Raw genomic sequence first — 15,180 nt, forward strand, 5'->3', positions numbered from 1 at the left:
TTTGGCGATCGCCTTCGGTGACCTTGGTGGCGTGACCGCTGACCTTGGCGGCCTCCTGTCGCGGTATGGGGCCGGGCTCCCGCGCGGGGAGGGTCAGCCGGCCGGCCAGGCGAAGCGGTGGGTGTGGATGCCGAAGTAGGTGAACGCCTCGGCCCGGGTGACGCCCGGGACGCGTTTGATGTGGTCGTTGAGGATGGCGAGCAGCTCGGCGGGCTCCTTGCACACCACCTCGACGAACATGTCGAACGAGCCCGAGGTGAGCACCACGTAGATCACACCGGACAGCTCGCTGACGCGGTCGGCCACGGTGTGCACGTCGGTGTCCACCCGCACGCCGATCAGCGCCATGACGGGCAGCCCGAGCGCCATCGGGTCGGTGACCCCGACGATCTGGACGACCCCCTCGTCGCGCAGCCGCTGCACCCGCTGCCGTACGGCGGGGGCCGAGAGCCCGGTCGCCTCGGCGAGCGCGGTGTAGGAGACCCGGCCGTCCCGCTGCAGCTCGCGCAGCACGATGCGGTCGATGTCGTCGAGGTTCACCGGCCCGCCCTCTGGCGGTCCCGCGCCGGCAGGACCATGGATGGCGGGCTCACCTGGCCCGCCGCGACCGGCGGGCTCGTGGGACCGGTTCCGGACGGCGGGCTCACGCGACGAGCTCCGACACGGCGGCCGCGAAGATCTCGTAGTGGCGGTCGACGTCGGACTCGGTGGTGTCCGGGCACATCAGCGCCATGTTGTGGAACGGGGTGAGCAGCACGCCCCGGTTGGCCAGGTACACGTGCAGGTAGTCGTCCAGCTCGGGGTCGCCGGCCGCGTTGGACTCGCCGCCGTCGCGCGGCGCCGGGCTGGTGAAGCGGTACTCGGCGCGGGCCCCGAGCCGGGTGACCGACCAGGGCAGCGCGTTCCGGTCGATGACCTCCTGGACGCCCTTGGTGAAGCGGACGGCCAGGGCGATCATCCGATCGAACGCCTCGTCGGTGAGCACGTGCTCCAGCGTGGCGCGCATGGCGGCGACCGACAGCGCGTTGCCGGCGAGCGTGCCGCCGACGCCGCCCATGTCGACCAGGTCCAGGCCGGTCATGCCGTCGACCCTGGCCGCGACCTCGGCCGACAGGCCGTACCCGCCGCTCGGGATGCCGCCGCCGATCGCCTTGCCGATGGTGACGATGTCGGGCCGCAGCCCCCACGCCCGCGTGCAGCCGCCGGGCCCGGCTGAGAAGGTGTGCGTCTCGTCGTTGACCAGCAGGGTGCCGTACCGCCGGGTCAGCTCCCGCACCTCGTCGAGGTAACCGGGTTCGGGCAGGACGATGCCGATGTTGGTGAGGGCGGGCTCCATGAGGACGGCGGCGACGTCGCCGTAGGACAGTTCGCGCTCCAGCGACGCCAGATCGTTGAACTCGACCACGCGGGAGGTCACGGTGGGGTCGACCGGGGCGCCGACGTTGCCCTCGCGGGACACCTGCTCGCCGTCCGGGCCGACCACCAGCAGGACCTCGTCGACGCTGCCGTGGTAGCAGTAGCTGTTCACCAGGATCCTGGGCCGCCCGGTGACCGCGCGGGCCAGCCGGATGGCCCAGCGGTTGGCGTCGGTGGCGGTCAGCGAGAAGCTCCAGTAGGGCACACCGAAGCGGCGGCCGAGCTCGGCGCCGACCCAGGTCGCGTCCTCGGTGGGCATCATGACCGTGGCGCCGCCGAGCACGGCGAAGCGTTCGGCCACCGCGTCCACGGTCGCCCGGGGCGAGTGTCCCGCCATGGCGCCGGTGTCGCCGAGGCACAGGTCGACGTACTCGTGGCCGTCCAGGTCGGTGACCCGGGCGCCGCGCGCCCGGTCCATGTAGAGGGGGAAGCCGGCGGCGGTCTTGTTCATCCACGTCATCGGCACGCCGCCGAACAGGTGCGCCCGCGCCTGCTGGTACGCCGCCGCCGACCGCGGGTTCCGCTCCCGGAACGCACCGCGCTCCCGCGCGAGCAGCCCGGCCAGACGCGTGCGGTCGATCATGATCTATACCTCGGATTACATTGTGATCAGCCGCTCAGCCGACCGATTCTGAAGTCAACGTACCCCAAGGCATCCGGAAACCGAAGTGATGCGGCGCCCGTTGATATGAGCGCGCTCTGCCACGAGGCGACTCGTGGCAGGGCGCGTCTTTCCCGGAGCGGAGCCCGGCGAGAGGAATGCCGCAGACCCCGAGCGGGTCAGGACCCTGTCGTCCGCCCCTGCCCTGGCCTGCAGTACGGGCAGAAGGGCTCGGGATCGACGCAGACCTTGACGGTGTCGGTGTTGTTGGCCGGGTCGAGGTCCATCTCCTTGCCGCTGACGGTGGCGGTGTTGGTCGTCTCTCCGACCGCTGTCGCCTTGGCATGGATGGTCAGCGTGGCCGTGGCGCCACTGGCCAGCGCGCCCACCGTCCACGTCCCGCCGGCCGGTGCGTAGTCGCCGGCGGACGGCGTCGCGGACAGCAGGCCGAGGTTGGCCGGGAGCACGTCCTTGACGGTGACGCCGGTGGCGTCGCTGGGCCCGGCGTTGTGGACGGCCACGCGGTAGGTGACGGTCTGGCCCACGGTGACCCTGGTCAGGTCGGCGGACTTGACCACGCTCAGGTCCACGGCCGGGTTGACCCTGGTGGCGACCTCGCCGCTGGTGGAGGTCAGCGGCTGAGGGGCCGGGCCGAGCCGGTCCTCGTAGCCGGCGACGCCCTGGTTGGCGATCTGCTTGCCCGCGGCGGCCCGATCGACCTTGACCCGGAACTCCACGGTGGTGCCGTCCGGCAGGGTGGTGGTGTTGGGCAGCCGGCCCGCGGCCGTGCCGGTCGCGCCGTCCCCGAGGGCGAAGGAGAGCTTGCCGGTCGCCGGATCGAATTCGGCCTGGTCGTCGCCGAGCCGGTCGGTCTTGGCGCCGCTGTTGGGGCCGTCCACCACGCGGAGCGAGCCGGGCACGTAGGCGGCCCCCGCCGGGATGGTGTCGGTGAGCCGGACGTTCTCCGCCGCGCCGCCGCCCTTGTTGGTGGCGGTCAGCCGGTAGGTGACCACGTCCCCGACGTCGACCGGCCCCTGCGGGCTCGCGGTCTTGGTGACGATGACGCACGGCGGGGTTCCGAAGGAGATGTCGTCCAGGAGGTTGCCGACGGAGCGGCTTCCCCCGGCCGCCGAGATGGACCGGAAGGCGAATCTGGTGGTCGTCTGGCCGACGGGCACGGTGTAGGTGCCGGAGTAGGTGCCCCACTTCGCGGTGCCGTCGGACATGACCTGCTGTTGCACCGGGGCTGCCGGGGCGCCGATGTCCAGCGCCATCGTGTCGACGCCCATCCGGCCACGGTGGGACAGCCGCCAGTACAGCGTCTTGCCGGGCGTGGTCGGGCGGTCCTGGTAGAGGGTCGAGACCTGGTTCGCGTTCAGCTCGGCGAGCTGCCTGCCCTCGGCGGGCGGGGTGTTGGTCGGGTTCGGCGGGCTGGCCCAGATCTCGATCATGTGGTCGGTGGCGGTGGTCAGCCAGCCCGGCACCGAGTTCGGTGCGCCGGGCTGCGAGGCGTCGGGGAGCGAGGCCCACGTTCTGCCGGTGACGGCCGGCTGCTCGAACCCGCCGTTGAGCAGTGACACCTGTTCGGGGCACGTCGCGGGATCCGGCGCGGCCCGCAGGGCCGTCCGGGCGGGGGCGGCCGGCGTGGCCTCGGCCTGGGCCGCGCCGAGCGTTGTCAGCGGTACTGCCGCCACCGCCAGGGCGGCGAGCGGGTAACACATCCGTGGGATGTGCCTCATCTGCGTGTTCCTCTCGTCGGGCAGAAAGCCTTCGTCCGCCGGGCCGGGTGACCGGCACCGGCGCTGGACGGAAGATTCGCCTGGCGGGAGCGGCAGAGGGCATCCGACACGTGCCGCCGTTCCAACAGTTGGCCGGATCTTGGTCTGCGGGACGCGCGCAGAGAAGATCTCGATCTACCGTTCACGGATTCCCCGGGCCCGGCGGCGAGCACGAGTCGCTCGCTAGTGTCCTGGGCCTGGAGTGGCGGTGCTCTCCCTGATCACCAGCTCGTAGTCGGCGCGGATCTCTGCGACGGGACGGTAGGCGGGGCCGTCGAGGCGTTGCTTGAGCAGGTCGACGGCGATGCGGGCGAGCTGGGCCTTGTCGGGGGCGACGGTGGTGAGGGTGGGGGTGTGGAACCTGCCGTCCTCGATGTCGTCCAGCCCGGCGACGGCGATGTCCTGCGGGACGCGCAGGCCGGAGGACAGGATGGCCCGCATGGCGCCGAGGGCGAGCAGGTCGTTGAAGCAGAAGACGGCGTCGGGCCGCTCGGGGGAGGCCAGGAGGGCCGACATGGCGGCGGCGCCCTCCGGCCTGCCGTACCGCTCGACCTCCAGCACCGTCTCCGGCAGGCCGTGCGCGGCGATCGCCTCGCGGTAGCCGGCCAGCCGCAGCGGCGCGGTGCCGCTGGCGGCGTTCTCCTGGGCGCCGAGCGCGGCGATGCGGGTGCGGCCGAGGCCGATCAGGTGCTCGGTGATGTCCCTGGCGGCGCGCACGTTGTCGATGGCCACATGGTCGGCGGGGCCGTCGTGGATGCGCTCGCCGAGCAGGACCAGCGCGGTGTCGTCGGTGCGCGCGGCGAGCTCCTCCTTGCCGATCGCCACCGGGCTGAGGATGAGCCCGTCGATGCGGTGGTCGCGTACCCCGTCGAGCACCTGGCGCTCGCGCCGCAGGTCGCCGTCGGTCTGCTCGATGACCACGATCCAGCGGTGCTCGGCCGCGGCGGCGATGACGAATCGCGACAGCTCGGCGAAGTACGGCATGTCGATCTCGGGCAGGCCGAGCGCGATCACCCCGGTGCGGCCCTGGCGGAGGTTGCGGGCCGAGAGGTTCGGCCGGTAGTCCAGCTCCGACAGCGCCTGCTCGACCTTCCGCCTGGTGGCCGGTGAGACGTGCGCGTAGCCGTTGACCACGTTGGAGACGGTCTTCACCGACACTCCGGCCAGGTGCGCGACATCGCGCAGGCTCACTCCCACGTGCGGCCACCTTTCACGTCGTAGGCCCCGGCTCGCGGCCCAGGTCGACCGTACCGGCCCGGTCGATCGTAACGTCACGATATCGACCCGGAGGGGACCTGTTTACAACGTTGAAACAACGTTGTACAAACACACCTACCACTGACCGCGCAGAAACAAGAGAGGTCGTGCCTTGGCACCGGCTGCTCGTCTCACCCTTGACCCCTCCTTCCGGATCGGACCAGTGGAGCCGCGCCTGTTCGGCTCGTTCGTCGAGCACATGGGCAGGAGCGTCTACACCGGCGTCTTCGAGCCGGGACACCCGCTGGCCGACGCCGACGGCTTCCGCGCCGACGTGCTGGAGCTGACCCGCGAGCTCGGCGTCACCGTGGTGCGCTATCCGGGCGGGAACTTCGTCTCCAACTACCGATGGGAGGACGGCGTCGGCCCCGTGGCGGACCGGCCGGCCCGCCTCGACCTCGCCTGGCGCAGCCGCGAGGACAACAGCTTCGGGCTCAACGAATTCATGACCTGGGCCGCCAAGGCGGGCGTCGAGCCGATGATGGCGCTCAACCTCGGCACCCGCGGCGTCGCCGAGGCGCTGGAGCTGGTCGAGTACGCCAACTACCCCGGCGGCACCCGCCTGTCGGAGCTGCGCCGCGCCCACGGTGTCGACAAGCCGCACGACATCCGCCTGTGGTGCCTGGGCAACGAGCTGGACGGCCCCTGGCAGATGGGGCACAAGACCGCGGGGGAGTACGGCAGGCTGGCCGCCGAGACGGCGAGGGCCCTCAAGCGCTTCGACCCCGCGCTGTCCCTGGTCGCCTGCGGCAGCTCCAACAGCGGGATGCCCACCTTCGGCGCCTGGGAGGCCGAGGTGCTCGAGGCGACCTACGACATGGTCGACTACATCTCGCTGCACGCGTACTACGACCCCTCCGACGGGGACGCCGACTCCTTCCTGGCCAGTGCCGCCGACATGGACCACATGATCGGGTCCATCGTGGCGACGGCCGACCATGTCGGCGCCAAGCTGCGCGACCGCAAGCAGATCAAGCTGTCGTTCGACGAGTGGAACGTCTGGTACCAGAGCCGCTTCCACGGCGAGTCGTCGCTGGAGTGGTCCGAGCACCCCCGGCTCATCGAGGACTCCTACGACGTCACCGACGCCGTCGTGGTCGGCAGCCTGCTGATCACGCTGCTGCGCAACGCCGACCGGGTGGGCGTCGCCTGCCAGGCGCAGCTCGCGAACGTGATCGCGCCGATCATGACCGAGCCCGGCGGGCCGGCGTGGCGGCAGACGATCTTCCACCCGTTCGCGCTGACCGCGCGGTACGCCCGCGGCGAGGTGCTGCGGGTGGAGCCCGAGTGCCGCACGATCAGCACCGCCAAGTACGGCGAGGTGCCCGCGATCTGGGCGACCGCCACCCATGACCCGGATTCCGGCGAGCTCACGCTGTTCGCCGTCAACCGCGACCGCCACGGCCCCTGCGCGATGGAGATCGAGCTTCCCGCGGGGACGCGCGTCGTGGAGCACCTCGAGCTCGCCGACCAGGACGCCTCCGCGCGCAACACCGCGAGCGCGCCCGACCGGGTCGTCCCCCGTCCCGGCGCCGGCCTGGCCCTCGACGGCCGCCGCGCCACTCTTGCGCTTCCGCCCGTTTCTTGGACTATTGTCCGCTTCGCTCCCCTCACCGCCAGGAGTGCACCATGACCAGTCCCCTGTCCCGCCGCTCCTTCCTCGGCCTGTCCGGGGCCGTCGGGCTGACCGCGACACTGGCCGCCTGCGGCGGCGGCACCAAGATCGGGAGCGGGTCCTCCGCGCCCGCCTCGGCCGCGCCCACCTTCTCCGGTGGGGAGTACAACGGGCCCAAGGTCAACCTGGAGTTCTGGAACGGCTTCACCGGCGGGGACGGCCCGCACTTCCGCGCCATGCTCGACGCCTTCAACAAGGAGTACGCCGGCAGGATCGAGGTCCGCAACGTCACCCGCCGCTGGGAGGACCTCTACCCGGCGATGCCCACCGCCATCGCCGCGGGCAAGGGCCCGGACGTGGCGGTCATCCACATCGACTGGATCGGCACCTTCGCCGTCCGCTCGGTGCTGAGCCCGCTCGACGACGTCGTCTCCGCGCTCAAGCTCAGCGACGCCGACTTCATCCCCGCCGTCTGGCAGGCCGGCGTCTACGGCGGCAAGCGCTACAGCGTTCCGCTGGACGTCCACTGCCTGGGCGACTACTGGAACGCCGCCCACCTGGACAAGATCGGCCTCAAGGAGGCCCCCGCGGACAAGGCCACCTACCAGGACGCGCTCGCCGAACTGGCCAAGGCCGGCGTCGCCAAGCCGTTCTGGATGCCCAACAAGTGGCCCGCGCACCTGATGTTCATGACCCTGCTGTGGCAGAACGGCGGCCGGCTGTACAGCGAGGACGGCACCAAGGCGCTCTGGGGTTCCGACCAGGGGGCGCAGGCGCTGGCGTGGATGGTCGAGCAGATCGACAAGGGGTACAGCCCCGAGAAGGTCGCGATCGACACCCAGTACGCCGCCTTCAAGAACGACAAGGTGAGCTTCACCTGGGACGGCATCTGGCAGATCAACGACCTCAAGACCAACGCCCCGAACCTGCGCTGGGGACTGTCCCCGGTCCCGGCCATCGGCGACAGCGCGGCCGTGTGGAGCTCCTCGCACAACCTGGTGATGACCGCCCAGGCGGCCAAGGACGCCAACAAGGTGCAGGCGGCGAAGTTCTTCATCGACCACATCAGCCGGCAGTCCACCGAATGGGCCAAGGCCGGGATGATCCCCGCCCGCAACTCCGTCCGGCAGGACCCGTCGATCGCCGACCTGCCGCAGATCAAGCTGGCCGCCGACCCGGGTGTCTTCCACTTCCTGCCCGCCCTGCCCGGCGTCGGCGACGTCCAGTCCAAGGCCCTGGAGCTGGCCGTCGCCAAGGCGGTGCTCAAGCAGTCGAGCCCCGCTGACGCGCTGAAGGAGGGCGTGGTGACCGCCGACAAGCTGCTGGCCGACAACAAGAGGAAGTACGCCCAGTGAGCGTGCTCACCCGCTCGGCGGACCTCGCGGGAGCGGCCACCGCCGCTCCCGCGGGGGCCGCGCGCAGGATGCGCTGGTGGACCCCGTACGCCTTCCTCGCGCCGTACCTGCTGCTGTTCGCCGTGTTCATGGTGCTGCCGATCGGCTTCGGGTTCTGGACCAGCCTGCACGAATGGGACATCAGCCTGCCGGCCAAGCCGTTCGTGGGGCTGGAGCACTACACCGAGCTGTTCGACCCCGCGAGCGTCGACGGCTCGCGCTTCTGGATGGCCATGCGCGCCACCGGCGTGTTCACCGTCGCCTCGGTGCCGCTGCTCATCCTGCTGCCCCTGCTGGTCGCACTGCTGATGAACGGCCGGTTCCGGGGGCGCAACGTCTACCGCGCCGTCTACTTCGCCCCGTACGTGCTCGGCGTGGCCGTCGTCGGGTTCGTCTGGCGGTACCTGCTTGACGGCAACATCGGCCTGGTCGACCATTACCTCGGCCTCGACGTGCAGTGGACCACTGACGTGCCGCCGGCGTGGATCGCCCTGGTCGGCGTCACCGTGTGGTGGACCCTCGGCCTGAACGCCGTGATCTTCCTGGCCGGGCTGCAGGACATCCCGCGCGAGCTGTACGAGGCGGCCATGGTGGACGGCGCCGGCCCGCTGGCCCGGTTCCGCGCGGTGACGCTCCCCGGGCTGCGGCCGGTCACCGTGTTCGTGGTCAACGCCACGATCCTCGCCTCGGCCAACATGTTCGGCCAGTCGTACCTGATCACCTCGGGCGCGCCCGCCGACCAGACCAAGACCGCGATCTACCTCATCGCCGAGACCGGCCTGCGGCAGTTCGACATGGGGACCGCCTCGGCGATGAGCTTCATCCTCGCCGGGTTCCTGATGTGCGCGAGCGCCCTGGTCTTCGGCGCCTTCCGCGACAGGAGCAAGCCATGAACACCGCGGCCTCCGGTGCCTTCGGCGAGAGGAGCGAGCCTTGACCGCCGCCCCGGCCGCCCGGCGGGTCCGACGCGCCCTGCTCCACCTGGTGCTGGCCGTCGTCGCCGCGCTCTACATCAGCCCGCTCGTGTACATGCTGCTGACCTCCTTCAAGACGCGCGAGGGCGCCGGGTCCACCGAACCGCAGTGGATCCCGAGCCCGGCCACCACCGGCGCCTACCGGGAGATCCTCAACAGCCCCGACAGCCCGATCCTGACCTGGTTCGCCAACAGCCTCATCGCGGCGACCGGCCACGCCGTCCTGGTGCTGCTCACCGCGGCCCCGGCCGCCTACGCGCTCGCGCGGCTGCGCTTCCGCGGGCGGTCGGCCATCTTCACCGTGGTCGTCGCGACGCTGTTCGTGCCGCCGGTCGTGCTGCTCATCCCGAACTTCCTCATCGTCAACGAGCTGTCCTGGGTCGACAGCCTGCCCGCCGTCATCGTCCCGGCCGCGGCGGGCGGCTTCGGGGTCTTCTTCCTGCGGCAGTTCTTCCTCACGCTCCCCGGCGAGCTGGAGGAGGCCGCCGAGCTGGACGGCTGCAACCGCTGGCAGATCTTCACCGCCATCGCGCTCCCACTGGCCAGGCCCGCGCTCGTCACGCTGTTCCTGCTGTCGTTCCTGACCAACTGGAACGACTTCCTGTGGCCCATCTACGTGCTGCTCAGCCCCGACTCGCTGACCCTGCCCGCCGGCCTCGGCAACTTCCAGAGCGCCAACAACATCCGCTACGACCTGCTCATGGCCGGAGCGGTGATCGCCAGCCTCCCGGTGATCCTGCTCTACCTGGCGGCACAACGATGGGTGATCGAGGGCATCTCCCGCTCAGGCCTCAAGGGCTGAGGCCTGGCCAACCGGCGGCACCTCGTCGCGGAGGCCTGACGGCGATCACGGAAAGTCAAGGGATCTCGACCCCTTGTCAGTGCCGGTCGGCCGAGAGGATGATCTGGCCTGGACTGCCGGTTCCGTGGGTGGGTGCGCATGGGAGACGTCATGGGTACGGATGATGGGCTCAGTCTGGCGCTGGTCATCGTCCCTGAGGCGGGCACCGAGCCCGAGCAGGCTGAGCGGCTCGTCCGGCGGCTGCGAGGCGAGCTCGCCGAACTCGATGTGGAGTCGGTCGGCTGGGCGCCGGGCGAGGCGGCTCCGGAGGGCGCCAAGGGCGCCGACCCGCTCACGCTGGGGGCGATCGTGGTGGCGTTGAGCGCCTCGGGAGGCGTCTTCACGGCGCTGATCGACACGGTACGCGACTGGCTCGGCCGGCAGCAGGGCAGGCACCGGGTCGCGGTGACCATCGACGGCGACACCATCGAGCTGGAGCGGGCATCGCCCGACCAGCAGCGTGACCTCGTCGAGGCGTACCTGCGCCGCCATTCGACGCGGTAGCGGGGCTCCCATGGGCCGACGACTGGCGCTGGTGATCGCCAGCTATGCGTACGAGGACCCCGGGCTGCGGCGGCTCACGTCGCCCGCCCACGACGCGGAGGCCTTCGCCGCCGTCCTGCGGGACCCGCAGATCGCCGGTTTCGAGGTCACCACCCTGATCAACGAGCCGCACCACCGGGTGGGCGAGGCCATCGGCGAGCTCTACCGGGATCGGCGGCGGGACGACCTGACATTGCTGTACTTCACCGGGCACGGGCTGAAGGACGACGCGGGCCGGCTGTTCCTGGCGATGGCCAACACGCGCCGGGACGGGCTGCTGTTCACGGCCCTGTCCGCCGAGCAGATCGACCAGGCGATGGAGGGATGCGCCTCGCGGCAGAAGATCCTCATCCTCGACTGCTGCTACAGCGGCGCGTTCCCGCCGGGACGGCTGGCGAAGGCCGACCCTGACGTGCACTCCCTGGAGCGCTTCCGGGGCCGCGGGCGTGCCGTCCTCACCGCATCCGACGCCACCCAGTACTCCTTCGAGGGCGACCGGCTGCGGGGCGAGGCCGCGCAGTCGGTGTTCACCCGCCACCTGGTGGAGGGCCTGAGGGACGGCCGCGCCGATCTGGACGGGGACGGGGACATCACCGTCGACGAGCTGTACAGCTACGTGCACGAGCGCGTGGTCGACGAGATGCCGCAGCAGCGCCCCAAGAAGCAGGACGACGTCGAGGGCCGCATCGTCATCGCCCGGAACGTCCACTGGACCCTGCCGGCGCATCTGCGCAACGCGCTCGGCAGCCCCATCGCGACGGACCGGCTCGACGCGCTTGACGGGCTCGCCCACCTCCACCGCATCGGCAACGACACCGTCCGCGCCACCGTCCAGGCCGAGCTCGAGCGCCTGGCCCACGACGACAGCAGGCTCGTCTCGACGGCGGCGTCCGCGCGGCTGGCGTCTCTGGCCGGGGGTGCGTCCGCGCCGGGCGCCCCCGACCGGCGGGCGGGCGATTCCGCGCCCGCGTCGCCCTCGAGCGCCGGCGGCGAGAGGTCGCGGTCCGCGCCGGGCCCGGCCGGATGGCCGGGGAAGGCCGCGCGCGTCCTCCTTGCGCCGTGGCGGCACATCTCCACGGTGGCCGGAGCCCTCGCGGCCTCGGCCGGGGTGCTGCTGACCGTGGGGGAGGTGGTGTGGCACGCTTCCCGGGCGTCCGCCGTGGAGTCGGAGCTGCGCCACAGTGCTTCCTTCTTCAAGCTGGAGCCGGGTGCCGGGGCCGTCTTCGCCTGGTACACGGCCTGCATGGCCGCACTGGCCCTGATCGGGGCCGTCCTGGCGGTCCTGCCTCGGACGAGATCGCTCATCGGGCCCGGCGTCCTGATCGGCGCCGGCGCCGCCTCGGCCTGCGGCCTGGCCTTCTTCGCCGGCGACTTCGGGTTGGGTCCGGACTTCGCCGGCAGGCTCCCGGCCGAGCCCGCAGGGCACGCGATCATGGTCCTGGCGGCCGTCTGCGCCGGGCTCGCGCTCTGGCGGGACCCGGCCGCGCGTTTCGCGCTCGTCCTGCCCCGGGGCCGGGTCCGGTGGTCGGTGGTGGTCTCCGCGATCCTGGGCACGCTGGCCCTGCTCGGCGAGCTCGCGGAGGTCGCCGCCACGAAACGGGTCGACAGGGATCTGCGGGTCTGGGTCGCGCCGTTCTTCGTGGCGGCGGTGCTCGCGCTCGTCCTGCCGGCCGGCGCGGTGGCGGCCACCTCGCGCCGGCTCGGGCTCTCGCTGCTCGCCGGCTGGATCGCGGGCGGCACGGCGATCTTCGCCGGCGGGCTCGCGCTCGTCCTGGGCCATGAGTCGCTCGGATCCGCCGAGGTCGTCGCCTTCGGCTGCACGCTCGTGCCGCTTCTCCTGGCGGCCGGGCTCTGGCGGCGCGCGCCGGATCCGGCCGCGGAACCACCCACACCGGACAGCACCACCACGGCACCGGAAACACCCGGTGCGGCACCGGATCCCTCTGCGCCCGGCACGGCACCGGAACCGTCCGCACTGACCACCGCACCGGAAACGACGGCGCCGGAACCGTCCGCACTGGCCACGGCAGCGGAACCGTCCGCGGCGACCACGGCACCGGAGACGCCGTCGCCGGAGCGGGCGCGGACGTCGCGTTTCAGCGCGCGCACGGGCCTGCTCACCCTGCTGGTCCTCGCAGGTCTCACCGTGGGGACCGGGTCGGCCGTCGTCGTCCGCTACGACGAGCTTTCCGTCATGATGACCTCCGTCGCCGTCAGCCCGGACGGCACCCGCGTCTACGCCGTCGGAGACCTCCGCTACTCCGGCGGGGCGCGGATGTGGACCATCGACGCCGCCACCAAGCGGGTCATCGGGCGGCCGGTCGTGCTCGGGAACGGCTACCAGCCCTTCTACCAGATGGCGCTCACCCCCGACGGCCGCCGCGCGTACATCACCCGCGCCGACACCGACACGGTCCGGGTGGTGGACACCGGGACGAACGCGATCGTCGGGCAGCCGATCAGCGTGGGCAAGGGGCCCGCGGGCATCGCCATCTCCCCGGACGGCCGGCGCGCCTACGTGTCGAACCGTGACTCCGGCAGCGTGTCGGTGATCGACACGACCACGAACGCGACCGTGGGCCGGCCCATCCCCGTCGGTGCCGGGCCTTCCGGGATCGTCGTCAGCCTGGACGGGCGGCGCGTCTACGTGGCCGACAGCGACTCGGACCAGGTGTCGGTGATCGACACGGCGACCGGCACGACCACGGGAGCGCCCATTTCCGTCGGCGACCATCCCGGCGGACTGGCCATCAGCCAGGACGGTGCCCGTCTCTACGTCAGCACGGGCGGGATCTGGAACCTCAGCGACGAAGGCTTCGAGGTGATCAACACTGCGACCGGCGGCATCGTCGGGAAGCGGCTGGACCTCAGCATCGAAGCCAACATGATGGGCCTCTTCGACGGCTGGTCGGGGGTAGTCGTCGGCGGTGGCGGTGGCCAGGTGTACGTCACCAACGGCTGGTCCGACGGCGTTACCGTCATAGACGTGATGGCCGTCCGTGTCGTGCCCCGGGCGATCAAGGTGGGCGCGTTCGCCACCGGGATGGCGGCGAGCCCGGACGGCCGCTACCTCTACGCGGCGACCGCCGACGGCATCTCGATCATCGACTCCCCCTCCTGGACGAGCGAACTCCTCACGATCTTCCCCTAGGCCGCCCGTCCGGGTACGTCCGCGAGGTCGCCGGGCGCCGCACGTACGCGGACGCAGGGGAAGTCTCGCGGAGACCACGCTAGGCGTGCTTACGGGCCTCCTCGCTGGGCTCGCAGGGCTCCAGGGGTGGGGCGTCCAGATTGCAGGCCATCTTGCGTTCGGGTTCGCGCAGGACGTTCGTCCTGATCGTGAGGAAGGTCAGCAGCGCCGCGCAGACCATCATGGCCGCGCTGAGCAGGATGGCGGTCCGGAAGCCCGAGGTGAAGGCGGTCGCCGAGGTGTAGGCGGCGCCGGTGAGCCCGACCAGCGGGGGAACGGCGGCGACGGCGAGCAGGCTGCCCGTCCGGGCGACGGCGTTGTTGACGCCGCTGGCGACTCCCGCGTACCGCTCCTCGGCCGTGGCCAGCACCGTCGCGGTCAGCGGGGCGACCGCGGAGGATAGCCCGAGGCCGAAGACCGCGACCGCGGGCAGCACGTCCAGAAGGTAGGACGCGCCCGGCCCGACGCGGCTCATCAGCAGCAGCCCTCCCGCGCACAGCAGGATGCCGACGGTCATCGGCAGGCGCGGCCCGATCCGCTTGGCGAGCTCTCCCGCGCGGGGGGACAGCAGCAGCATCAGCAGCATGACGGGGAGCATCGCCGACCCGGCGGCCAGCGGCGAGAACCCGGCGGCGACCTGCAGTTCCACGACGAGCAGGAAGAACACCACGCCCATCGCCGCGTACATGATCAGCGTCACCACGTTCACGGCGGTGAACTCGCGGGAGGCGAAGACGCGGACCGGCACCAGTGGGGACACGGCGCCGCCCCGGGAGCGGCGGGCCTCCAGCACCACGAAGGCCACTCCCAGTGCGACGCCCACGACCGCCGCGACGACCGGCACCGCGGTCCCGCGCTCGATCAGCCCGTAGGTGATCCCGGCCAGGGAGGCGGCGGCGAGCGCGGCGCCCAGCACGTCGAAGCGGCCGGAGGTGCCCTCGTCCCGGGTCTCGGGCACGTGCCGCGCGGCGACCACGATCGTGAGCGCCGCGAGCGGCAGGTTGATCAGGAACACCCAGCGCCAGCCCGCCGTCTCCACGAGCCAGCCGCCGAGCAGCGGGCCGATGGCGCCGGCGACGCCGCCGAGGCCCGACCAGGCGCCGACGGCACGCGGACGGTCGTCACGGACGAAGGACGACTGGATGATCGCGAGCGAGCCGGGGGTGAGGAGCGCTCCGCCGATCCCCTGCAGCGCGCGGGCGAGGACCAGCGTCTGGATGTTGGGCGCCAGCCCGCACAGGGCCGAGGCGAGGGCGAACCACGCGACGCCGATGACGAAGATCTTACGACGGCCGTACCGGTCGCCGAGGGAGCCGCCGAGCAGGATCAACCCGGCGAGGGTGAGGGTGTAGGCGTTCACCGTCCACTGGAGCCCGGACATCGAGGCGCCGAGTTCCTCGCCGAGCCTCGGCAGCGCCACGTTGACGACGGTGCCGTCCAGGAAGGCCATGCCGGAGCCGAGGACGGTGGCGAACAGCACCCATCGGCCGCGGGGGGACCTGAGACGTATGCCGTCGTTCTCCATGCGAACCATCATGCTGGACCTGGCGGAGTCCTATGTCCTTTGCTGA

General features: G+C 71.6%; 11 protein-coding genes. 6 read left to right on the forward strand and 5 right to left on the reverse strand.

Annotated features, from left to right (window positions below; translation table 11 throughout):
• Positions 1–93: 93 nt before the first annotated feature.
• The 4 genes from MYF83_RS43615 to MYF83_RS05590 form a co-directional block, all read right to left on the reverse strand.
• Positions 94–540, reverse strand: coding sequence for an Lrp/AsnC family transcriptional regulator (locus MYF83_RS43615; protein ID WP_248959079.1), 447 nt, complete (start codon positions 538–540; stop codon positions 94–96).
• Between the two features lie 103 nt (positions 541–643).
• Positions 644–1,999 carry a transaminase gene (locus MYF83_RS05580; protein WP_248959080.1) on the reverse strand — a complete coding sequence of 452 codons (1,356 nt, stop codon included), beginning with the start codon at positions 1,997–1,999 and terminating at the stop codon, positions 644–646.
• A gap of 197 nt (positions 2,000–2,196) precedes the next feature.
• A complete protein-coding gene (locus MYF83_RS05585; RefSeq protein WP_248959081.1) occupies positions 2,197–3,756 on the reverse strand; it encodes a CLIPPER-2 domain-containing protein in 1,560 nt (519 codons plus the stop codon).
• A gap of 222 nt (positions 3,757–3,978) precedes the next feature.
• Complete coding sequence (locus MYF83_RS05590) at positions 3,979–4,992, reverse strand: LacI family DNA-binding transcriptional regulator (protein ID WP_248959082.1); 1,014 nt, start codon at positions 4,990–4,992, stop codon at positions 3,979–3,981.
• Between the two features lie 172 nt (positions 4,993–5,164).
• Between MYF83_RS05590 and arfA the strand changes: the two genes are divergently transcribed.
• The 6 genes from arfA (at position 5,165) to MYF83_RS05620 (ending at position 13,570) form a co-directional block, all read left to right on the forward strand.
• Positions 5,165–6,685: an arabinosylfuranosidase ArfA gene (arfA, locus tag MYF83_RS05595; RefSeq protein ID WP_372500093.1), complete on the forward strand. Its 1,521-nt coding sequence runs from the start codon at positions 5,165–5,167 to the stop codon at positions 6,683–6,685.
• Complete coding sequence (locus tag MYF83_RS05600; RefSeq protein WP_248959083.1) at positions 6,682–8,022, forward strand: ABC transporter substrate-binding protein; 1,341 nt, start codon at positions 6,682–6,684, stop codon at positions 8,020–8,022. Before arfA ends, MYF83_RS05600 begins: the two co-directional genes overlap by 4 nt.
• Positions 8,019–8,954, forward strand: coding sequence for a carbohydrate ABC transporter permease (locus MYF83_RS05605; RefSeq protein WP_248959084.1), 936 nt, complete (start codon positions 8,019–8,021; stop codon positions 8,952–8,954). Before MYF83_RS05600 ends, MYF83_RS05605 begins: the two co-directional genes overlap by 4 nt.
• A 40-nt stretch (positions 8,955–8,994) precedes the next feature.
• On the forward strand, positions 8,995–9,837 hold the full coding sequence (locus MYF83_RS05610) for a carbohydrate ABC transporter permease (protein ID WP_248959085.1): 843 nt from the start codon (positions 8,995–8,997) through the stop codon (positions 9,835–9,837).
• A gap of 150 nt (positions 9,838–9,987) precedes the next feature.
• On the forward strand, positions 9,988–10,380 hold the full coding sequence (locus tag MYF83_RS05615) for an effector-associated constant component EACC1 (RefSeq protein WP_248959086.1): 393 nt from the start codon (positions 9,988–9,990) through the stop codon (positions 10,378–10,380).
• 10 nt (positions 10,381–10,390) lie between these two features.
• Positions 10,391–13,570 carry a caspase, EACC1-associated type gene (locus MYF83_RS05620; protein WP_248959087.1) on the forward strand — a complete coding sequence of 1,060 codons (3,180 nt, stop codon included), beginning with the start codon at positions 10,391–10,393 and terminating at the stop codon, positions 13,568–13,570.
• Positions 13,571–13,649: 79 nt separating this feature from the next.
• Here the strand turns inward: MYF83_RS05620 and MYF83_RS05625 are convergent, their stop codons facing one another.
• Complete coding sequence (locus MYF83_RS05625) at positions 13,650–15,134, reverse strand: MFS transporter (protein WP_248959088.1); 1,485 nt, start codon at positions 15,132–15,134, stop codon at positions 13,650–13,652.
• Positions 15,135–15,180: the final 46 nt, after the last annotated feature.

This window comes from Sphaerisporangium perillae, assembly GCF_023276435.1.
In the GTDB taxonomy this organism is placed as follows: Bacteria; Actinomycetota; Actinomycetes; order Streptosporangiales; family Streptosporangiaceae; genus Sphaerisporangium; species Sphaerisporangium perillae.

Bases quoted from the DNA above. Each gene is read 5' to 3' on its own strand.
- MYF83_RS05580 (WP_248959080.1), bottom strand. From the start codon at position 1,999: ATGATCGACCGCACGCGTCTGGCCGGGCTGCTCGCGCGGGAGCGCGGT.
- MYF83_RS05585 (WP_248959081.1), bottom strand. From the start codon at position 3,756: ATGAGGCACATCCCACGGATGTGTTACCCGCTCGCCGCCCTGGCGGTG.
- MYF83_RS05600 (WP_248959083.1), top strand. From the start codon at position 6,682: ATGACCAGTCCCCTGTCCCGCCGCTCCTTCCTCGGCCTGTCCGGGGCC.
- MYF83_RS05615 (WP_248959086.1), top strand. From the start codon at position 9,988: ATGGGTACGGATGATGGGCTCAGTCTGGCGCTGGTCATCGTCCCTGAG.
- MYF83_RS05620 (WP_248959087.1), top strand. From the start codon at position 10,391: ATGGGCCGACGACTGGCGCTGGTGATCGCCAGCTATGCGTACGAGGAC.
- MYF83_RS05625 (WP_248959088.1), bottom strand. From the start codon at position 15,134: ATGGAGAACGACGGCATACGTCTCAGGTCCCCCCGCGGCCGATGGGTG.